Source organism: Bacillus sp. FJAT-29814, from assembly GCF_001510715.1.
In the GTDB taxonomy this organism is placed as follows: Bacteria; Bacillota; Bacilli; order Bacillales; family Cytobacillaceae; genus Neobacillus.
In genome coordinates this window covers 63,882-85,121 of record NZ_LMTJ01000014.1, presented here as the reverse complement: position 1 = coordinate 85,121, position 21,240 = coordinate 63,882, and the positions used below count along the sequence as shown (strand labels likewise).

General features: G+C 42.4%; 23 protein-coding genes. 8 read left to right on the top strand and 15 right to left on the bottom strand.

From position 1 onward, the window contains the following. Window positions 1–233 precede the first annotated feature (233 nt). Complete coding sequence (locus AR334_RS26910) at window positions 234–467, bottom strand: hypothetical protein (RefSeq protein WP_066321419.1); 234 nt, start codon at window positions 465–467, stop codon at window positions 234–236. A 139-nt stretch (window positions 468–606) separates the two neighbouring features. On the opposite strand from AR334_RS26910, the gene pdaB reads away from it, so the two are divergent. Then, window positions 607–1,359, top strand: coding sequence for a polysaccharide deacetylase family sporulation protein PdaB (pdaB, locus tag AR334_RS26905; protein WP_066321415.1), 753 nt, complete (start codon window positions 607–609; stop codon window positions 1,357–1,359). A gap of 51 nt (window positions 1,360–1,410) precedes the next feature. On the opposite strand, the gene AR334_RS26900 is transcribed toward pdaB, so the two are convergent. Further along, the gene (locus AR334_RS26900; protein ID WP_066321411.1) at window positions 1,411–2,067 is read right to left on the bottom strand and encodes a KinB-signaling pathway activation protein; all 657 of its coding nucleotides are present in this window, start codon (window positions 2,065–2,067) and stop codon (window positions 1,411–1,413) included. Window positions 2,068–2,219: 152 nt separating this feature from the next. On the opposite strand from AR334_RS26900, the gene gerD reads away from it, so the two are divergent. Next, complete coding sequence (gerD, locus tag AR334_RS26895; RefSeq protein ID WP_066321409.1) at window positions 2,220–2,819, top strand: spore germination lipoprotein GerD; 600 nt, start codon at window positions 2,220–2,222, stop codon at window positions 2,817–2,819. A gap of 64 nt (window positions 2,820–2,883) precedes the next feature. Here gerD and AR334_RS26890 read toward each other — a convergent pair whose 3' ends face one another. The 3 genes from AR334_RS26890 to AR334_RS26880 all read right to left on the bottom strand — a co-directional run bounded on the left by AR334_RS26890 (window position 2,884) and on the right by AR334_RS26880 (window position 5,303). Then, window positions 2,884–3,933, bottom strand: a complete 1,050-nt coding sequence (locus AR334_RS26890) for an Mrp/NBP35 family ATP-binding protein (RefSeq protein WP_066321407.1) — start codon at window positions 3,931–3,933, stop codon at window positions 2,884–2,886. Between the two features lie 136 nt (window positions 3,934–4,069). Next, window positions 4,070–4,795 carry an N-acetylmuramoyl-L-alanine amidase CwlD gene (gene cwlD / locus AR334_RS26885; protein WP_066321406.1) on the bottom strand — a complete coding sequence of 242 codons (726 nt, stop codon included), beginning with the start codon at window positions 4,793–4,795 and terminating at the stop codon, window positions 4,070–4,072. Between the two features lie 64 nt (window positions 4,796–4,859). After that, window positions 4,860–5,303, bottom strand: coding sequence for a YbaK family protein (locus tag AR334_RS26880; RefSeq protein WP_066321404.1), 444 nt, complete (start codon window positions 5,301–5,303; stop codon window positions 4,860–4,862). A gap of 184 nt (window positions 5,304–5,487) precedes the next feature. Here AR334_RS26880 and AR334_RS26875 point away from each other — a divergent pair, with 184 nt between their 5' ends. Both AR334_RS26875 and AR334_RS26870 read left to right on the top strand, forming a co-directional pair. Further along, a complete protein-coding gene (locus AR334_RS26875) occupies window positions 5,488–6,189 on the top strand; it encodes a peptidoglycan recognition family protein (RefSeq protein WP_066321398.1) in 702 nt (233 codons plus the stop codon). A 120-nt stretch (window positions 6,190–6,309) separates the two neighbouring features. Then, window positions 6,310–6,855, top strand: coding sequence for an NADPH-dependent FMN reductase (locus AR334_RS26870; protein ID WP_066321395.1), 546 nt, complete (start codon window positions 6,310–6,312; stop codon window positions 6,853–6,855). 45 nt (window positions 6,856–6,900) lie between these two features. Here the strand turns inward: AR334_RS26870 and AR334_RS26865 are convergent, their stop codons facing one another. Beyond that, entirely contained in the window at window positions 6,901–7,467 is a 567-nt protein-coding gene (locus tag AR334_RS26865) for a TetR/AcrR family transcriptional regulator (RefSeq protein ID WP_066321394.1), read from the bottom strand. Between the two features lie 178 nt (window positions 7,468–7,645). Between AR334_RS26865 and AR334_RS26860 the strand changes: the two genes are divergently transcribed. Next, window positions 7,646–8,557: a DsbA family protein gene (locus AR334_RS26860; protein WP_066321432.1), complete on the top strand. Its 912-nt coding sequence runs from the start codon at window positions 7,646–7,648 to the stop codon at window positions 8,555–8,557. A gap of 57 nt (window positions 8,558–8,614) precedes the next feature. Here the strand turns inward: AR334_RS26860 and AR334_RS26855 are convergent, their stop codons facing one another. Both AR334_RS26855 and AR334_RS26850 read right to left on the bottom strand, forming a co-directional pair. Next, the gene (locus AR334_RS26855; RefSeq protein WP_066321393.1) at window positions 8,615–9,772 is read right to left on the bottom strand and encodes a DUF4317 domain-containing protein; all 1,158 of its coding nucleotides are present in this window, start codon (window positions 9,770–9,772) and stop codon (window positions 8,615–8,617) included. A gap of 121 nt (window positions 9,773–9,893) precedes the next feature. After that, on the bottom strand, window positions 9,894–10,811 hold the full coding sequence (locus AR334_RS26850; RefSeq protein WP_066321392.1) for an AraC family transcriptional regulator: 918 nt from the start codon (window positions 10,809–10,811) through the stop codon (window positions 9,894–9,896). Window positions 10,812–10,979: 168 nt separating this feature from the next. Between AR334_RS26850 and AR334_RS26845 the strand changes: the two genes are divergently transcribed. From AR334_RS26845 to AR334_RS26835, 3 genes are all read left to right on the top strand, one after another. After that, window positions 10,980–11,960, top strand: coding sequence for an aldo/keto reductase (locus tag AR334_RS26845; RefSeq protein WP_066321390.1), 981 nt, complete (start codon window positions 10,980–10,982; stop codon window positions 11,958–11,960). Between the two features lie 90 nt (window positions 11,961–12,050). After that, entirely contained in the window at window positions 12,051–12,374 is a 324-nt protein-coding gene (locus AR334_RS26840) for a hypothetical protein (RefSeq protein ID WP_066321388.1), read from the top strand. Between the two features lie 28 nt (window positions 12,375–12,402). Then, window positions 12,403–13,260, top strand: coding sequence for a Cof-type HAD-IIB family hydrolase (locus tag AR334_RS26835; protein WP_066321386.1), 858 nt, complete (start codon window positions 12,403–12,405; stop codon window positions 13,258–13,260). A gap of 79 nt (window positions 13,261–13,339) precedes the next feature. Here the strand turns inward: AR334_RS26835 and AR334_RS26830 are convergent, their stop codons facing one another. From AR334_RS26830 to AR334_RS26800, 7 genes are all read right to left on the bottom strand, one after another. Further along, window positions 13,340–15,091 (bottom strand): glycoside hydrolase family 3 protein, encoded by a 1,752-nt coding sequence (locus tag AR334_RS26830; RefSeq protein WP_253701377.1) that lies wholly within the window; start codon window positions 15,089–15,091, stop codon window positions 13,340–13,342. An 18-nt stretch (window positions 15,092–15,109) separates the two neighbouring features. Next, complete coding sequence (locus AR334_RS26825; protein WP_066321382.1) at window positions 15,110–15,952, bottom strand: HAD family hydrolase; 843 nt, start codon at window positions 15,950–15,952, stop codon at window positions 15,110–15,112. 110 nt (window positions 15,953–16,062) lie between these two features. Then, entirely contained in the window at window positions 16,063–16,917 is an 855-nt protein-coding gene (locus tag AR334_RS26820; RefSeq protein WP_066321380.1) for an SDR family oxidoreductase, read from the bottom strand. A gap of 28 nt (window positions 16,918–16,945) precedes the next feature. Then, entirely contained in the window at window positions 16,946–17,998 is a 1,053-nt protein-coding gene (gene uxuA / locus AR334_RS26815) for a mannonate dehydratase (protein WP_066321378.1), read from the bottom strand. Window positions 17,999–18,017: 19 nt separating this feature from the next. After that, window positions 18,018–19,430 (bottom strand): glucuronate isomerase, encoded by a 1,413-nt coding sequence (uxaC, locus tag AR334_RS26810; RefSeq protein WP_082693128.1) that lies wholly within the window; start codon window positions 19,428–19,430, stop codon window positions 18,018–18,020. 31 nt (window positions 19,431–19,461) lie between these two features. Further along, on the bottom strand, window positions 19,462–20,475 hold the full coding sequence (locus AR334_RS26805; RefSeq protein WP_066321377.1) for a sugar kinase: 1,014 nt from the start codon (window positions 20,473–20,475) through the stop codon (window positions 19,462–19,464). Window positions 20,476–20,477: 2 nt separating this feature from the next. Further along, window positions 20,478–21,119 (bottom strand): bifunctional 2-keto-4-hydroxyglutarate aldolase/2-keto-3-deoxy-6-phosphogluconate aldolase, encoded by a 642-nt coding sequence (locus tag AR334_RS26800; RefSeq protein WP_156431411.1) that lies wholly within the window; start codon window positions 21,117–21,119, stop codon window positions 20,478–20,480. Between the last annotated feature and the right edge of the window lie 121 nt (window positions 21,120–21,240).

The window sequence follows — 21,240 nt, the reverse complement described above, 5'->3', positions numbered from 1 at the left end:
AGCTCATAAATGTTACGTTGGCTTCATTTCGAAAGAAATGAATGTTTATTGTTGACGTTTTTGTTTGTTTAGTTTTCAAAGAACAATTTCGTTCGCACTCAAGAGCGACTATATTAATATATCATCCGCTGGAGTTAATGTCAACAACTTTTTTTAATTGTTTTTGCTTCAGCAGCGACGTTTATTAATATAACAAGATAACAAACTAAAGTCAACGGTTATTTTCAAAAAGATTACATGTGTTTTTTTCGGCCTTTCTTGTCCTTCCACATGTACTTTAAGCATTCATGGTGCGATGCCACTCTTCTAAACAAGGAAAATAAAATCTTATACCTTTCTTCCATGGCGCGTTTGACGATATGGTCAATGCGCTCATCCTTTAGATCAAACAGGATTTCATCCATTTCTCTCTTTATTAAGTATTCTATCTCTTTTACCTCTTTGTCGTTGATTAAAAGTCCAAACATAAAAACCTCCAGGCAAAGTGTATGTTATAGTAGTGTTTTCCATTTTTTTGTTTTTTATAATAAAAATTCTTCCTTCATATTTTTATTTAAACAAGCATATGTTTGAGACAAGGATGGTTTTGGACGAGGTGGGGGAACGATGAATTTCTTTTATGTAGTAAACGGGAAGGCGTTAAAAAACGTTACTTTAGTATTAATTGCAGCCTTTTTTACAGCTTGGTTCATGTATATTGAGAACCTTAGCCAGATTCCTGTTTTCTCGGCAAAAGATGAACCAAAGGCCGTTTACCGGGGCGAAAAGGATTTGGCGTTGACGTTCAATATTGGCTGGGGAGATGAAAAGGCGGAGCCGATATTGGATGTATTAAAAAAGGAAAACGTAAAGTCGGCAACCTTCTTCTTGTCTGGCTCATGGGCTGAACGGCATCCCGATATTGTTAGCCGAATTCAGAAGGAAGGATATGAAATCGGGATTCTTGGCTATAACTACGAAGACTATAGTGAGCTTGAGGATACCAAGGTAGCTAGGGATATTTTAAAAGCTCAAGAGGCTTTTAAAAAGCTAAACGTGAAGGACATTAAGCTGGTTCGTGCGCCGACAGGGCATTTCGATAAACGGACGTTAAAAACCGCCAAGCGCCTTGGCTATACCGTCGTCCATTGGAGCATGGATTCAAAGGATTGGCAAAATCCCGGTGTCGAAAAAATTGTCGAGAATACAAAAGACGCCGGAAATGGCGAGATTATCCTGCTTCACGCTTCCGATTCCGCCAAGCAAACGGCGAATGCGATCCCGTTAATCCTGCAAAACATTCGCCAAAAAGGGTTAAAGATTGTTACTGTTTCCGAAATGATTGCGAATGGCGAGGTTTCTTCAAAGGAAATTAAATAACCATAAAAAAACAACCGCCCGATATCAATGGCGGTTGTTTTTTATAGACATTTACATTTTTTTGCTAACTTTCGCACCAGCGGCTTTTCCGCGCTGCTGTCTTTCCAGCTGCGATTTCTGATTATATTGATGAAGGGCCAGCAACTGATAGGCATTGCATGCCAATAGGCCTAGCAGCATCAGGTAAAACCAACTTCGCTCATTTACCTTTAAGGCAGGCACCCATTCAATCAGCGTTGCGACAATCATAAAGAAAAGCGCCGGAATAAAGGCCTCGCGGTTGGTTTGTTTTTGTTTGTACCAGGCGACGATAAGCGCTATAACCAATAGGAAGAGCGCCGGCCAAAGATAGTTCAGCCAAGATTCCCCCGGTTTAGCAAAGTTATTGTAGCGCAAATATACCAAATCAAATAAGCCAAATAGAATTAGAACAATCTGCACCCCATTCCATAGGGGCGCCGATTTAAAGATTCCCAGCCCAAAGCGATGTACGGTTAAGTATGCAAAGAAGCCCATCTGACTGATCAGGCTGAACAGGAAGCCCATAAACAACAGCCAAATAGCTGTGGAGGCAATATCTAGTATTTGAAATTCAGTAAAGTAGGTCTCAAATTCATTCCATCGTACAATAAATCCCACAAACACGGTCGTGAGGCCACCAACGACTAATGTGGTCATAAACATTCTTACCAAATTACGGCTTGTCACACATTATTCCTCCATAATAAAAAATGAATACCCTCCTGATTGTACCAAGCCATTTTTCAAAAATCCATAAAATGAGTTGTCCTCACGAATAATCTTGCCTGATTTTCTTCATTATAAAATTAAGGATTCTTATGTGAAAGGAGCTTCAAATAATGAGAGCAATTAGCATAATGCTCCTCTTACCAGCCATGATGCTATTGTCTAGCTGCGCATCCGGTGACACTGGCGGCGGTGGCGGAGGGCAAATTGATTACGACCAAACAAAAAAAATGGTGGTCGATATCCTTAAGACTGACGATGGCAAGAAGGCAATTCAGGAAATTATGTCCGATGATCAGATGAAAGAAAAATTGGTGATGGACCAAACTGTTGTCGCTAATACAATTGAACAAACCTTAACTTCGGATAAAGCGACGGAGTTTTGGAAAAAGACGTTCAGCGATGCAAAGTTTGCCCAGGGTGTAGCGAAAAACATGAGGTCCGAAAATGAAAAATTATTAAAGGATTTGATGAACGACCCTGAATATAGAGGCATGATGATTGAAGTATTTAAAGAGCCAGAAATTCAAAAAGAGATGGCCGATGCCTTGAAGAGCAAGGAATACCGCGAACATCTTCAAAATGTCATAACCGAAACCGTGGACAGCCCGCTGTTTAAGGCAAAGATTCAGGAATTGCTTTTAAAAGCGGCGGAGGAGGCTAACTCCAAAGCAGGCGGTAAAGAAGAAAAAGGCGGAGGAGGCGGCGGCTAAGCCCTCTTTCACTAGAAAAACTGATGGTAAAAAAACCTCTCCCGAACCCGGAAGAGGTTTTTGATTATTTCAATCGGCTTATGACTTTATCTGCAATCTCAAGATAAATTTTTCCAAGCTTATGGTCTTCTTGGTAAATCGATGGCGCAAAGTCATCATCGTTCCAGTCAGGCTGATCGAGCGGAAGCCGGCCAAGCACTTCCGTATTCAGTTCTTCGGCTAATTTATCACCGCCGCCGCGGCCGAATACGTACTCTTTCTCACCTGTCTTCTTGCTTTCAAAATACGCCATGTTTTCAATAACGCCAAGTACCTCGTGGGCAGTCTTCAATGCCATTGCCCCGGCGCGTGCCGCAACGAACGCAGCAGTTGGGTGCGGTGTTGTCACAATAATTTCCTTACAGGAAGGCAGCATGCTGTGTACATCGAGTGCAACGTCCCCTGTTCCTGGCGGTAAATCTAATAGTAAATAATCAAGATCGTCCCATTCTACTTCACTAAAGAAGCTGTTCAGCATTTTTCCGAGCATCGGGCCGCGCCAAATGATTGGTGAGTTATCCTCGACAAAGAAGCCCATAGAGATCACCTGAACACCAAAACGCTCAACAGGGATAATCTTTTCGCCACGGACAACAGGACGCTTGGTGATTCCCATCATATCCGGAACACTGAAACCATAAATATCGGCATCAATCAGACCGACTTTCTTTCCAAGGCGGGCAAGCGCAACGGCAAGGTTCACAGATACGGTTGATTTACCGACGCCGCCTTTACCGCTGGCGATGGCGATAAATGTAGTGGTATTAGAAGTAAGCAAATTTTTCTCTTGTTCCGGCTCGGCATGGCGATGTGCCGCCAATACTTCATCCGGAAGCTGGCCGAAACGAATGCCCACAGATGCCGCACCTGCTTCTTTCAATAAATTGACGATTTGCGTTTGCAGCTGCAATTGCTCGCTTGTCCCGGTTCTGGCAATTGCCACCTTAACGCTTACATGATTCTTTTCCTCTTTGATTTTTATTTCCTCAATGGCATCTAATTCAGCCAAGCTTTTATGTAAAAATGGATCGTTAAGGCTGCCTAAAACCTCACGTACTCTTGCCTCTGTTAACATGTATAAACACACCTCGCTAAATGAATTCGTTTCCATCTCTCAGTATATCATAATCAGACATGTAAACTGTTATTTCTATCACACATTATTCATGTTAATAAGCAGAAAAAGGAAGTGGGCCCCCAGCTCCTCTTCCCTAATCTGTTTCCTTTAATTCCCTTTCATTCGTAAAATAACGGATGACCCCCTCATAAATCGAAGCCGCCACTTTTTCTTGATAATCTTCCTTCTTTAATTTAGCTTTTTCTGCAGGGTTAGAAAGAAAGCCTACCTCGACCAGAACGCCTGGCCTTTTTGCATGTTTCAGAATATAGACGGAATTGATGGGCTTTGCTTTTCGTGTTGTATTCTCCAGGTTTCGGCGCAGCTCCTCCTGAATAAACTTGGCCGCCCGGGCATTTTCCTTATGATGGGGTGCGTAAAAGGTCTGAGCGCCGCTCCATCTTGGCGACGGGATCGCATTTAAATGGATACTGACAAAGAAATCATTATCCGTTCCATTGATCATTTTTAAGCGTTTTTTCAAATCTTCTACTTTTCTTCTGCTGTAACCCCTTGTTCCAGGGTCCGCCAAATCGGTATCGGTGGTCCTGGTCATCACGACTAGGGCCCCTTGCTGCTGCAGGTAGTCCCTAACTTTTAAAGTAATATCCAAGGCGATGTCCTTTTCAAGCGTTTCACCGGTTCCGGCTCCGCCATCGGGGCCGCCATGACCGGCATCAAGCAGAATTATTTTACCGGATAACGGAAGATTCCAAGTCTCCTTCTCATCGGTAAAGTCAATCTGAAGTATGAAAAACAATGCCAAAAGTCCCACCGCAAACGCGATGATTTTTATCCTCTTGATTGTCAACCAAATCATTCCTTCCCGCTCGTCCCTTGTTCAATAATTTATATGGGACAAGACAGGAGTTTAGAACTTAGATTTAGTGCAATCGGAGCTTGTGGCGGCGCTGTCCTTTTTCGAAACCTTCCCGCCACCAGACATGGACATATTGCTCACATAAATAGTAAAGCGATTCACTCATGACACCTTCGTCGCCGCTCCCCCAGTAAAGCAGAAAGTTGAAAAGCGTATCAACCAAATGCTTTTCTTCACGAAAACATCGTGCCCTTACGGCTTCCATAGCCTCGCCATAATAGCCAAATTTGCTGAATTTGGCTCCCAGCAAATAGGCCTCAAGGGCTACATCATAACAAGCCTCCTCCACCCCGGAATTCATGATCAAACTGGAGGTGATTCTGGTCGAACCGAAATATTGCCTTACTCTTTCTTTTAATGTATTTATTGAAAGCTCCTTCAGAACGGATCGCTCATATTTAATCTGTTTTTCACGTCGTTTTTCTTTAAAGGTCGTAATCACTGTCACTTCTTTTCACCTCTTAGAACTATTCTTTAACTGCGGTTCCTAAGACATGCAAAAGACACTGCCGTTTTCCATTGCCAATTTTTTATCCATTTAATAAAGGTCGCTTTCTGCCTTGATTGAATACTTCTCCAACCATATACCACACTAATGATAAAGGCATTTTTTTACGAAAGGATTTTTATCTATGAAGAACCTTATTTTGCTTTTCTCCATTTTGCTGTTCATAACTTTAGCGCCTGCGTCCACCGCTGCCAATACCCAAAGTAACACCCAAGGGCCATATTTACTGATGACGCGGGAGGAATTTAATAATTGGTTATTTAGTCAAACCTTCACCAGAAAAATAAACAAAATTCAACACCACCATACCTGGCTGCCTTCCTATAAACAGTTTTACGGCCATAACCACCTGCAAATGTTAAAGAGCATGGAGAATTTTCATGTTTCAAAAATGGGCTGGAAAAATATTGCCCAAAACCTGACGATTTTTCCGGATGGAAAAGTGGCTGTGTGCCGGCCATTTAATGTTGAGCCAGAGGGATCGATTGGAGCAATAGCTAACTCGGGCTCGATTATGATAGAGAATGTAGGGAATTTCGATAGCGGACATGATGTGATGACGGCCGAACAAAAAGAATCGATTGTCTACGTCACAGCCGCCCTTAACATTAAATTCGGTCTCACTCCCTCAATTGATACGATTACTTATCATCATTGGTGGGATTTGAAGACAGGCGAAAGAGTATTGGACAATGCACCAAGCTATAATGTGAAATCATGCCCTGGCACCAATTTCTTCGGCGGCAATTCCACCACCAGTGCAAAAACTCATTTTTACCCGCTGGTGTCGAAAAAAATGCAGGAAATTGCAGAATCGATGCGTTAATTCCTTGATCATCCAAGGTATTGCCTTAATATTTATACTTTATCTTTTCGCTTGCATATGAGCATCGAATGATTGTTTTTCAAACTAAAATGGTAGAATATGTTTCGGAGGTGATAAAACTTGAACATTGTGACTATCGTAGGAAGTCTCAGAAAAGAGTCTTTTAATTTGAAGCTGGCAAAAACAATGGAAGAACGGTATCAGGGGAAATTCAATATAAAAATGCTTGATATCCGTAACCTGCCTTATTTTGACCAAGATGAAGAAAATGACCCGCCACAAGCGGTAAAGGAATTTAAACAGGAAATTGCCAATGCTGACGGGGTAATCATTATTACACCGGAGTACAATTGGTCCATTCCTGGCGTGTTAAAGAACGCGTTGGATTGGGCTTCCCGGGTGGACAAGGTATTCATCGGGAAACCGGTAATGGCTCTTGGCGCAACACCGGGAATGCTCGGAACTGTCCGGGCCCAAATGCACCTGCGTGAAATTCTAGCATCGCCTGGCATGCAGGCCAAAATTCTTCCACCGGGAGGAAATGAGGTCCTGATTAATTTCGTCAATCAGAAGATTGATGAACAAGGCCAGTTGGTGGATGAAGGAACACTCAGTTTCTTGGATAGCAAAGTGGAAGCATTTATTGACTTTGTGAAAACAGTCTAATCATTATAGTAAAAAATTTTAACCGAGTTTAAAAAACAGGGTTGCCTACGGCAATCCTGTTTTCGTTCCATGCGTTATATAAGGAATGACCGGTTTGATAAATTCCTCAGGGGAAATTGTGCGACTGCTTCTTCTCCACTCTACAGAAGCCCCATATAGTCCCCAACTCAGCATGACCGCAGCGGTATTCAGGGCTTGCTTATTTTCTGATGGTCGCTGATTCAAAAGCATTTTATAAAAAATAATCTCGAGCTGTTCCCTAATAATACGAGCAATGGTGTCTTCATATCCTCGATGGCAGCGGTTAGATAATGACGTTTGAAAATTGGTTATCGCACCGAAAATACTCACAAAGGTTCCTTCATTCAGTTCTCCCTTTTCGTAAGAATCACCATTCAGATTGATTAACAGGACTTCCGATAATACCTTCTCCAATAAGTCATAAATATCTTCAAAATGATAATAGAAAGTTGCTCGATTAATCATCGCTTCTGTGGTTATATCCTTAATGGTGATATCCTTGAATTCCTTTTTACCTGAGAGTTCAATGAAAGAATCCATAATTAATTTGCGAGTCCTCAGGATGCGGGGATCGGTTTTTGTATGCGTCATGTGATTCTCCCTCCTACTTTTTCAACAATTTTTCCATAGTGTTGGATAAACGACAAAATCGATGATCTATTGGTATTGCTTTGTTTCATTATGTTATAGGATACAAATATAAAGCAAACGCGATGCCTCGCTAAACAACTTTTGAAAGGGGACTAATAAATTGGCTGATAAAAATAATATGATTTGTGACTTAGAAACGGGAGTTTGTGGGGTAGCTGGAGAAGACAAGATGGAGTTTTTTGACTTGAATCAACCAAAGAAAACAATTGATGTTTATTATGTGACAGACCCGATTTGCTCACATTGCTGGGCACTCGAGCCCGTCCTTCGCCGTTTTATCGTGCAGTATGGCCACTATTTTAACTTCCATACCATAATGGGAGGATTGCTTGAAAAATGGGGAGACGGACCGGTGGATCCCGCAAACGGAATTAATGGACCGGCGGACGTGGCTGGACACTGGAGAGAAGTGGGCGAATACTCGAGGATGCCAATTGATGGGTCACTGATGATCGACAATCCTGTTCAATCCTCTTACCCGCCTTCACGGGTATATAAAATGATCCAAAAACATCATAATGATGCATTGGCCAATGAATACTTGCGGCGTGCTCGGGAAGAGCTGTTTGCCTTCAACCGGAATATTGCCGACAAATCCGAGATGATGGATATCGTCAACAAGCTGGGCCTTGATGGAGAAACCATTGTCAATGAAGCAGAACAGCTGGCCGGACAGCAATTGTTAAATGAAGATTTTGGTCTTGCCAGAAGCCTAGGCGTCAGAGGATTTCCATCAATTATCATGGTTAATGAAGAAAAGAAAGGCGTAAAGATCGTTGGCGGCCGCCCGTTTAGTTATTATGTTTCCGGGTTATCTCAAATTTTAAACGGAGAAGAGCCCCAACCAAGAGCGCTGCCTTCCATTTCCAACCTGCTTGAAAAAGAAAAACTTCTATTTTCTAAGGAAATTGAAGAGATGTATAATCTTGAACAATCAGAAATCAGTGCCTTTATCCAGAAAGAATTAACTTCAGGCACTTATGAAGAAAAGGAGCTTCTTGGAGAAAAATATTTTGTGCTAAACAAATAATATGTAAAAAGTTGGTCCCTGGCATTTGCAGGGACCCATTTCATTTTTTAAATGGCACTAAAGTGTCCCTGACTCCAACTTAAATCCTTCCACGACGACCTCTTCATCGACCTCCAGCAACAGGCAACGTTTTCCTTCATACGTAATATATTTTACGTATTTCAAGTCTGTTGGGCTGATGGTGACATCGGCCACCTTCGTGCTGATTTTAATCGATTTCGGGACTAAATTGCTTGCTTTGAATTCATGCTTTTCATCAGCGATGACACTTTTGAAGGCATGCTCCACTTTGGCTGTATCGACATTTTCGACGCCGCTTACCGTCAGGATCCGTTCAACATCACGATAATCCAGCGTCGGGATTTCGCTTTCTTCCTTTTCTTCATTCTCCTGCAGCACCTTGTCGATTTCCTCATAAACATTGGAGATGACTCTAGAATCCACTTCGTCCCCGATGACTTCTTTTAAAATCAAATCGAAGCTGTCTTTATCATCCTGGGCCGTCATGATGTCTTCGCAATTTAGCACCTCTTCAATAAATCGAAAATCAGGCTGATTCGCCTTGCCGGCACAATAGAGAATATGGTTGACATCAGCAGCATTGTCATTAAAAGTTGGGAACAAAAAGCCTGACAGCGGCGAATCCATATTAATAATCGGATCGACGACATGATAGGACTTGAACTCTTTTTCAATATAATCAAACATGAGTGCTTTTTTCGGCTGGTCGGTTTTATTGAGACTGCACAGGATGATTTGGCTGGAATAAACCTCATCATCCCCGCCTTCTTCAGATTCTAGATTTCGCTTCTTTGTCGCTTTTCGGTATTCAGCTCGAATAAAAGTGACAACTGTATCAAATTCATAAGCAGTGTTGGCAAACATTTTACTGACTATTTCAATCATGTTATCCTGCCAATCGGAAGAATCAGACTGCAATCCCTCGAAAAGGATGGATTGTGTGCTGTAATCGACATCCCGTTTGAATTTCAGCTCAAACAACTTGGCATCGAGGTTGCCCGTTAACACTTTTTTAAAATTAACGAGAAACAATTCTTGTGTCTCCTGTTCCAGCATTTGAAACGGCTGGCACACCTGGTGATAAATTTCACCGGATTCTTTTTGGACATAAACATTGAAGATCTCACGAATGTTCATCTTATAATTATCTAATTTAAATTCCTTGCGAATATTGGCAATGTCTTTTTTATTCATGCTCTCAACTCCCATCCTTGATTATACTGTTCCAACAAGAAAATAGTAATACTTAAAAAACACAAAAAAGACCCTTTACTTTAACGAGTAAGGGTGTTTTTTAGCGATTAAATGATGGAGATTAGGCATTTTTTCTATTGTCAAACTTCGCTCTCAACCGCTTGATATCCTCTCGCGGCGGAAACCCGAACATCCGCGAATATTCACGGCTGAACTGCGATGGGCTTTCATAGCCTACCCGGAATGCGACATCGGCGGCATCTGTTGACTCGAGTAACAACAAGCGCCGGGCTTCCTGCAATCGCAGCTGTTTTTGAAATTGAATCGGACTCATTGCCGTTACCTCTTTAAAGTAACGGTGCAGCGAAGAAACACTCATGTTTGCCACTTCCGCCAGTTCCTCAATCCGAAACGATTTATTATAGTTAGTAGTGATTTTTTCTATTACGTCCCTGATTTGATTGGTACTGCTTCCTTCTATCGCAATTTGTTTCAGTGTATCCCCATGCTGCCCCTGCAGAATTCTATAAAGAATTTCCTTCGTGAATAGGGGAGCGAGCACCGGTATGTCTTTCGGATTGTCCAACAGATTGATCAGCCTTGTTACCGCATCCAACAAAGATGATTCGATTTGGGTAACAAACATGCCCCGCTTCGCATTGTTTTTCCGCCCAACTTCAAGTTTAGATTCATCGATAACCTCCAAAATTTGACTTGGGGCAAATTCAAGCTTGAGCGCCAAATAGGGTGCGTAAGAAGTAGCCTTCATAATTTGGCCCGTAACCGGTAGGTCAACAGAAGCGACAAAGTAATCTCCAGGACCGTACCGAAAGCGCTCCTGCCCAAGCAGCACTTCCTTCAAACCTTGGACGACAATGCAAAAACAAGGCTTGTAAACACCATGAATCGGTTCAGAGACTTCAGAATGACGAATCAAAAATAAAGATGAAATGGAGGTCTCGTGTACACCTTCCCCATCAGAAAAACGTTCAATGAGTTTGGCCAGTTCATCATGCTGCTTAAAGATTTGTTCAGACATAAGGTCACCAGTCCCTTTTTTCGATAATAGAGTCATTATAATGAAAAATCATCGATTGTGTAAGTGGCTGTGAGAGTATTAGGCAAACATTTGCCATGAATGAGCTAACGGTTTCTTTTAATTTCATCCATAATGGAAATATATATTTGGAAAGTGGGGTCTTATCATATGGAATATGCAAAACTAGGCAATACCGGTATGGATGTATCAAGACTTTGCCTCGGCTGCATGGGCTTTGGTGATGCGAAACGCTGGGTTCATGAATGGGTGCTTGATGAGGAAAACAGTCGTCCAATCATTAAAAAAGCCCTTGAGCTTGGTATCAATTTTTTTGATACAGCTAATGTATATTCACTCGGAACAAGCGAGGAATACCTTGGACGGGCGCTAAAGGATTATGCCAATCGTGATGAAATTGTGATTGCCACAAAGGTGCATGGCCAGATGCATGAAGGGCCAAATGGCGGCGGCCTGTCCCGAAAGCACATCATGAGCCAAATAGACCAGAGTCTTAAGAGACTCGGAACCGATTATGTTGATCTATATATCATCCACCGCTGGGATTACAATACCCCGATTGAAGAAACAATGGAAGCGATGCATGATATCGTGAAGGCGGGGAAAGCAAGGTACATCGGGGCCTCTGCGATGTATGCCTGGCAGTTTCAAAAGGCATTGCATGTCGCTGAGAAACATGGCTGGACAAAATTTGTATCCATGCAAAACCATTACAACCTCATCTACCGCGAAGAGGAGCGGGAGATGCTGCCGCTTTGCACGGAGGAAAAAATTGCGGTGACTTCATATAGCCCCCTTGCCTCAGGAAGATTGACCCGTGATTGGTCAGAAACAACGCATCGTTCCGAAACCGATATGGTTCAGAGGTCCAAGTATGATGCGACGGCAGATGCCGATCGATTGGTCGTCGAACGGGTTGCCTCACTAGCCGAAAAATATGGAGTTCCCCGCGTCCATATCGCCCTTGCCTGGCTGCTGAGTAAAGAGCCAGTAACATCACCGATTATCGGGGCGCAGAAAATTTCTCATCTCGAAAATGCGGTAGGTGCACTATCAATCAAGTTAACACCTGAAGAAATGGCCTTCTTGGAAGAACCATATGTGCCGCATCCAATCGTTGGCCATAAATAAATTACTTCATTAGAACGAGCGGTGTGTGCATACACTGCTCTATTGTTAGATTCAATACTCTGTCAAGCCTAGAATTTTGGAGTGGTGGACATGGCTAATTTCCATAATAAGATTTTTATTAGTACGACCAATAAAGACAAAGGCGATCGTACATCCGAAACTACCTTTTACTTTAAGCAAAATAAAAATATAGTTAAAGCAACATATAATGGCAGAAATATCGTATATGGTGAGCTCATTGGTATGTTTAATGACCAAGGCGTCCTAAATGCGGCTTTCAACCAGCTAAATGCAGCTTCGCAGTTTGTTGGGGGTACCTGCATCCTCAGACCTATGGAAAGAACATTACGTGGGGTATGGACCTATGTAGGAGAAAATACAGTAGAAAAAGAACTAATTCTTGAAGAGCTATAGAGAGTTCAGGTAAAGGGAGAGGCATCCTATGAAAAAACTAATTGCACTTGATTTGGACGGTACTACTTTAAATTCAAAAAAAGAGATCAGTGAAGAAAACATCCGGGCTATTAAAAAGGCGCAGGAGCGAGGGCATATTGTGATGGCGTTATCTGGCCGTGGGCCTGAATCGGTTAATGCCGAGCTGGACAAATACGGCTTGAGCTGCCCTGTTGGCGCCAATAATGGTACGGCTTTGTATGTGGATGGAAAATTGATAGAGTTAACTACTTTGTCCCTAACTCAAAGCCAAAGAATCGCCTTAGAGTTGGAAAAGGAATATATGCCTTATAAAATCTGTACCGACAAAATTACCTTTGCCCATCAGCATTGGCTGGAACGATTTGAGAAAGTTTTATCATCGGGCCTTGTTCCGGAAGAATACTACACTCATAAAGATTATAAAATGTTCACTACTCCTCCTCATGTATATGGACAGCCCATTTTTAATCAATTTGAGGAAGTCCTTACAGAAGATTCTACTGTGCTAAAGTTTCTTATTTTGGGGCTTGAACCCGAGCAAAAAGGACGGTTGCAGACTAATATGGAAGCCATTGAGGAAATTACCATTGCTTCCTCTTCCCCTTTTAATCTGGAGGTCACACATATGAATGGCCACAAAGGGAATGGTTTAAAAGCAATGGCGCGCCACTTTGGCATTCCGCTTGAAGATACGGTTGCCATTGGTGATGAAAGAAATGACATTCCGATGTTTCATGCTGCAGGACTATCGATTGCCATGGAAAATGCTGAAGAAGAAGTCAAAAAACATGCCGATATTGTGACGTTAACAAATGATGAACATGGCGTAGCTTATGCTTTTGAACATTATATTTTTAATAACTAGGCCCTTTTTTCCTATCAACAAAAAGGACCCTAACCATTCGGTTTAGGGTCCTTCATTCAATGCCATTTTACATTTAAACTTATAGTCTCGTGTCCCACTTATCGCACCAGACATTTTCGTTTGGTGTTCCTTGGAACTCGGATTCCCCCATGATTTTATCAACAACAGCCTTGATGGTGATTTCATCATCGTTATAAGCATTGATGTAAGCCTTCACCATTGGGACATCCGTTAAATGAGTTGTGAAGTTTAATGATACGAATACTGTTGGCACCTCGTATACATACCAAGGCACTTCGTTACTCATCGCTGTTTTCCACTGGATTCGGTAATTGTTTTGTGCACCATAGCCAATAACATTAGCAAAAACCAATGCCGCATCTACTTCTTCACGATATTTTAACGTAGGGCCTTTAATACGTGTAGTACCATCGTTCACTGTTACTTCGAATCCGCGGCTTTCCAATTCAGCAACAATATTATCGAGTGTTTTTGAACCTGCTTCGTAAATGCCGCCCTTTTCCCCTTCTAGGTAGTAAAGACGGATGCGCTTATGGGTTTCCGGACGAATCGGAAGTTGATCCAATGTATTTTTCACTAATGTGATGCCTTTATCAGCCGCTCTCTTGGCACGTTCAATATGGTCCTCGCTTCCGACTACTTTTAAGTCCTCTCTGGTACGAAGCAAATTGCCTTCTTTTTGTGCTTTGTGCAGGCCGATTGCCGCTTTAAGGCCGAGGATTCTTTCAAGGGCATCCTGAAGGCGCTCTTCCTTAATCACACCATTTTTATAGCCATTAAGCATGAAATTGAAATCTTCATCAATGTTATTAAAGAATAAGAACATATCGCAGCCGGCAGCAATGGCTTGTGGAACATAGTCTTCACGGCGCATCGCTGCAGTCATTCCCAGCATATGAGTAGCATCTGTAAGAACTAAGCCATTGAAGCCTAATTTATCTTTTAATAAACCATTGATTAATTCAGGAGCTAAAGTTGCCGGTAATACATCACGATCTTCTAAGCCAGGAACCAATTGTTTTTGGTACTCTGCCAAGGCAATATGACCAGCCATTATTGAATGAACGCCATTTTCGATATGGTTGCGGTATACTTGACCGAAGGATTCCTCCCACTCATCAACACTCAGTTCGTTCACGCCCATTACCAAGTGCTGATCGCGCTCTTCTGTACCATCGCCAGGCCAGTGTTTAATGCAAACACCTATATTACTTTCAGTTAATCCTTTGATATAGGCATTTGTATGCTTGATGACTGTTTCGGCATTTGTGCCATATGCACGCGTATTAACGATCGTGTTTCTCCAGTTTTTAAGGATATCGACACAAGGGTCAAAGTTCCAGTTCACTCCGATTGCATGCTCTTCGCGGCCGCTTACGTAACCGGCATCAAAAGAAACTTGCTCGTCCCCCGAAGCTTCACACATAGCCGCTTTGGCTACATATGTGCCGTCATTCATCGCGCCGTTTCCGCCAGAGTCACAGTTTGCCGCAACCAATAACGGAACTTTCGTGTTGGACTGTAATTCATTAATTAAATCCTGTACCTGCTCGGCAGTGCCACCTTGATAACGGGCGCCGCCAATATGGTATTTTTTTAGGATTTCCGTGTTTGTTAATTTATTTCCGCTGAATTGGTCTCCACCAAAGAAAAACAGGTTAATGAATAATTGGCCGATTTTTTCTTCAACTGACATTCCCGCAATCGTATCTTTTACCCAATTAACATCTTCATCAGATAAATTGTATGGTTTCGCTTTTAAATCTACTTTTGGCATCGGAACATTTGTTGCCGCAATTTTGCGGTCCATCGTCAGTCCTCCTTAAAATTACTTCAAGTTATCATTAAATTCATTGATCAATTTTTGCTGATAATCGCCTGCAAAGCTTCCATCAATGAATTTTCCTAAAGCTTCATTTCTGAAACGGTCCCAAGAAAATTTCTCTTTGCCGACCAAGATTGGATAATATAAAACTCCATTCTTTTGTGCAGCATCTAGATCTCCTGGGGCATCGCCAACCATTAATACATGGGTGTTATCGAAGCCGGACTTTTTTAATTGCTCAATGCAATAAGCTTTTGTGCCCGCTTCCTGCCCAAGCATGACGTCAACATGCACAGAAAGTTCATGTCTTGTCCATTCATCTAATACGGCCGCTCCATTTGCTGAAGAAACAATCGCAACATCGGCAACTTCCTTGGCTGCCTTTAATCCCTCTTTAGCACCTTCAACCGGCTTGTCGTTGCCAGCCAGTTTTTCTTCAATGGTGCGGTTGACGGCATGACTCCATTGGAGCGCTTTCTTCAACCCTGCATCGTCAGTTTCCGCGATTGCTCTTTCAAGAGATGGATTTGAAAGCTCATTTGTCGTTTCCGTCCATTTTTTAAAAGAAGAGATATCCGGCATCTCAATACCTTCCGCCTCAAGTGCTGCAAAGGTAGTTACAACGCCTTTGAAACGGTTGATTCCTCTTGTTTTGGTATAAAGATTGATATCGTTCCATACGTTAAGAAAATGATCCTTAATATGTTCGAGATTCCAAACATTAACAGCCTCAGGACCAAACGCCACCTTATGTTTTACGTCCATCGTATCCATGGCACAGCCGTCTGAGTCTACACATACCAAAAAGTCCTTGGATTTCTGAAAATCTGTGATTTTATCTTTCATCTACTAAACACCTCTTTCATATCACTGCAATTTTTTAAAAAGAACATAAATGAAAGGTTGCCAATCCAACAACCGGACTAACAACCTTCATTCTGTTCGCAATCGTATTATTATACTCCTGTGTAAGAAGAGAATCCGCCATCGATTGGAAGAACAACGCCTGTAACAAAGCTTGCTGCCTCTTCGCTGGCTAAGAATAATACACCGCCGATAAGTTCTTCCGGCTCACCAAATCTTTCCATTGGAGTGCTGTTTAGGATTTTTCCAGTTCTTGCGGTTGGTGTACCGTCTTCATTAAATAATAACTTTTGATTTTGGGCAGTAACTAAGAATCCTGGTGCGATCGCATTGACACGAATGCCTGCTTTTGCAAAGTAAGTGGCACACCATTGTGTAAAGTTACTGATTGCTGCTTTTGCACCGCTGTATGCCGGAATTTTTGTTAATGGTGTATAGGCATTCATCGATGATACGTTGATAATGCAGCTTCCTTTTTTCTCAGTCATCGCTTTAGCAAATACCTGAGAAGGAAGTAATGTTCCTAAGAAGTTTAAGTCGAATACAAATCCAACACCTTTAGGATCTAGATCAAAGAATGTTTTCATTTCTGGATTCTTTTTCACTTCTTCTAAGTTAAAGAATTCATCATCAGTCGTTCCGCGCGGATTGTTTCCGCCTGCACCGTTAAGAAGGATATCGCAAGTTCCAAGTTCTTTTTCGACGATTTCTCTTGCTTTTTCAAGTGCTTCCCGATCCAATACGTTTGCAGCGACACCAATCGCTGTTCCGCCTGCTTCTTTAATTTCGTTTGCCACTTTGTCGGCAGGTTCTTGGTTTAAATCAAGAATGGCAACTTTTGCGCCGCATTCTGCCAATGCTTTGGCAAAATAAGAACCTAAAACTCCACCGCCTCCGGTTACAACGGCTACTTTTCCTGATAAATCTACTTTAAATGGCACTGTCATATTGTGTGATCCCCCTTATCAGATTCGCTTATTTGCGATTACGATTCTTGTTTTCTGCTTCCCATAAGCCGTACAAATAGGTAGCTCCTAAAGCACGGTCATATAATCCATAACCTGGCTTCCCAGTTTCGCCCCAAACCATTCTTCCGTGGTCAGGACGGATGGGACCATCATATTCAAAGTCCTTCATCGCACGAATGACTTCATACATATCAACAGAACCGTATTTAGATGGATGCGCTGACTCTTCGAACGACATTCCGCCAGTAAGTTTAACGTTACGAGCATGAACGAAGTTTACACGGCCTTTTTGGCCGAAGTAACGGAGCATTTCAGGGAAATCATTTTCCGGATGTGAACCAAGAGATCCGCTGCACATCGTTAAGCCGTTATACGGGCTGTCATACAGGTTAACAAATCTTTCAAGATTTTCTTTGTTAGTGATGATGCGCGGCAAGCCAAAGATATCAAATGGCGGATCATCTGGGTGGATGGCCATTTTTACGCCTGCTTCTTCTGCAACAGGAATAATTTCTTTAATGAAATATTCGAGGTTTTCCCAAAGCTTTTCATGGTCTACATTTTTGTAATGATCAAATAATACTTGTAAATCTTCTTTTTTATAGCTAGAATCCCATCCTGGAAGGGAAAGTTCGCCAGTTAGAGGGTCCATTTTCTTGGCAACCTCTTCTTCAAAAATAAGAGCGGTTGAACCGTCTGGAAGGCGGTATTCCAAATCTGTACGGGTCCAGTCAAAGATTGGCATAAAGTTGTAGCAAACAACCGGGATACCGGCTTTACCAAGATTGCGGATCGTTTCTTTGTAATTCTCAATATACTTATCACGAGTCGGCAAGCCGATTTTGATGTCCTCATGTACTGGAACACTTTCGATTACTGAGATGTACAATCCAGCCGCTTCTACCGTGCTTTTTAACTCTTCAATTTTATCCATTGGCCATGCTTCCCCAACTGGGATATCATAAATGGCAGTTACAATCCCCTCCATCGCCGGAATTTGACGAATGTATTCCAATGGAATGGAATCTGTTTTTCCGTACCAACGAAAACTCATTTTCATATTTAAAGCGCCTCCTTATTTAAACTTCTATGCTAAAATATTTTTTTGCATTGTTGTAGCAAATATTCTCAATCAGCTTTTTCAGCAGTGCTTCGTCATTTGGAACCTCGCCGTCCTCAACCCATTCCCCAACCAAATTACATAGAATTCGGCGGAAATATTCATGGCGGCTATAGGAAATGAAGCTGCGTGAATCAGTCAGCATCCCAACAAAATGCATTAACAAACCTTGGTCGGCCAAGGCATTCATTTGGCGGATCATGCCTTGTTTTGTATCATTAAACCACCAGCCTGAACCTAACTGAATCTTGCCTTGTACTCCTGCTTCCGTTTGGAAGTTGGCTAATGTACTGCCAACCAACTCATTGTGAATCGGATTCAGGTTATAAAGGATGGTTTTTGGCAATCCATCGACTTCATCGAATGCAGCAAGCAGTGCATTTAGCGGTACAGCTACTTCCCCTTGATCACTGATGGAATCATATCCTGCATCCGGGCCGAGCTTGCCAAACATTTTTGTATTGTTATTACGAATCGCGCCAAAATGGATTTGCATCGCCCAATCAAGCTCTTTGTAGCATTTTGCAAGATGGATGAGTACAGCCGTCTTGAATTTATTCTCATCCTCCGTGCTGACAGTCTGGCCATTTCGTCCAGCTTGAAAAATCGCGTCCAATTCATTTTTTTCAAATGATGCAAATGGGATTTCAGATAAACCGTGGTCCGATATCCGCCCACCTTTTTCATGAAAGTATTCAACTCTTTCTTCAAGAGCGGATAAATAATCTTCAAACGAAGAGATCTTTTTGCCGATTACCTCTTCCAGTTTCCCGACAAACCCAGTGAACGTATCCTTATTGATTTCGACACCTTTGTCCGGGCGGTAAGTAGGAAGAACCTTTACCGGAAAGTCCTTCAATCCTTTAATTTGTTCATGGTAATGTAAATCATCGGTCGGATCATCTGTTGTACAGATGACTTTGACATTGGATCGTTTGATTAAGCCTTGAACGGAATAATCATCCTGCTGCAATAAAGCATTACACTGCTCCCAAATCCGTTCCCAAGTATCTTCATTCAGCAGTTCTTCAATCCCAAAGTATTTTTTCAATTCTAGGTGCGTCCAATGGTACAATGGGTTACCCAAGGTATTTGGAACCGTTTTAGCCCATGCTTCAAACTTCTCCTTGTCACTGGCATCGCCAGTGATAAAGCGCTCATCGATGCCGTTTGCCCGCATGCCCCGCCATTTATAGTGGTCGCCCTCCAGCCATAGCTCGGTTATTGTGTTAAACTTGCGGTTTTCGGCAATATCCTTTGGCGAGAGGTGGCAATGATAATCATAAATAGGCATATCCTTGGCATACTTGTGATACAAATCGACAGCCGTTTTATTTTTCAGCATAAAATTATCATGAATAAATGCTCCCACATGAAACACCCCTTCCTGTTTATATGTATTTTTAGCGATTAATCGAAAACGACCCGCTCATATATTTTTCAACATCGGAGATTGGGATTAAATTGGCGTCCCCTTCGATTGTATGTTTCAGGGCAAAACAACCAGTGGCAAATTCAACTGCATCTTGCGGTTTATAATCACTAATTAATGAATAAATAATTCCTGCGGAGAAAGCGTCACCCGTTCCTACCCGGTCAACGATATCGACCTCAACCTCTGTTGATTGATACATTTGACTGCCGTCATATAAATATGCCTGCAATCGATTGCAATTAACAGACACGTGTTCCCTCTTCGTCAACGCCACATAGCGGATTCCAAACCGGTCACGAAGCTGCTCCATCACAGGTACATAATCTTCAGGAGACGGATTTTTCGGCAAGCGGTCCTTTATATCCTGCCCATCATCACCCAGAAGAGCCAACGGTTCAATTCCGATGCAGACATCAACGTACGGAATCAGCTCCGTCATTTTTACGCGGGCCTCTTCGAACGACCATAAGGCGCTACGGTAGTTAAGATCACAGCTCGTTGTTAACCCTTTTGCTTTTGCCGTTTCCAGCGCTTTCTTTGAAAGCTGAAATAACTCATCACTTAAAGCGGGTGTGATCCCGCTAATATGAAACCAATTCGCATCTGCAAAAATAGCATCGAAATCATATTCCTCGACCTTCGACAGCGCAAATGCAGAATTTTTTCGATCGTAATATACTTTGGAAGGCCTGATGGAAAAGCCTTTTTCGAAAAAATAAATCCCAAGCCGGTCGCCGCCGTGAAGGACATGTTCCGTGCTGACACCAAAGCGGTTTAATTGCTGCTCTGCACTGGTACCTAGCGCGCTTTGTGGCACTTTTGTTACAAAGGAACTGTTCAAACCAAATTTCGCCAATGAGACGGCAACGTTTGCTTCCCCGCCGCCATAAACGGCATCAAAAGACTGAGCTTGGACAATCTTTTGATAGTTGGGCGCTGACAAGCGGAGCATGATTTCTCCAAGGGTTACCACTTTTTTCATGTTTATTCCGCCTTAATCGAGGCCAGTTTATCCATAAAGGAACGGGCTACTGTTTGAACTGAACTATAGTCGCCACCTGCAACACCTTTGGTTAACGCACTGCCAATTCCTACAGCAAAGGCGCCGTTTTTCACCCATTTGTCAAGATTATCAAGGCTGACGCCGCCCGATGGCATTAGTTCAACATGTGGAATTGGTCCTTTTACATCCTTAATGTACCCAGGTCCTAACAGACTCCCTGGGAATAGCTTTACTACATCTACTCCATATGAGAGAGCGTTCATAATTTCCGTTACAGAACCGCAGCCAGGTAAATAAGGGGTGGCATAACGATTGCACATCGTTGCGATCGCCCCATCAAAATGCGGGCTAACGATATAACGCGCACCCTTCATGATGGCAATTCTAGCTGTTTCAGCATCTAACACTGTCCCTGCTCCGACAATCATTTGACTGTCGCCAGATCGCACCAGTTCAGCAATTGCCTCTTCAGCTCCTGGTGTTGAGAATGTCACTTCAAGTGAGCGAATGCCGCCTTGGAAGGCCTGCTTGGAAATTTCAACAGCATCCTCTTTATTTTTTCCACGAATAACCGCAACTAAATAACCTTTGTGCATTTCGTTAAGTACTTCGTATTTTTGCAACATCTACTATCACCTTGCCCATAATAAATTACGAACCTTTACATCGGTTCAATGGCTGGCTTTACACAAAGTTCTTTGCCAGCTGAAACCGTGTACATTCAAACAAACACTAATAGGATGT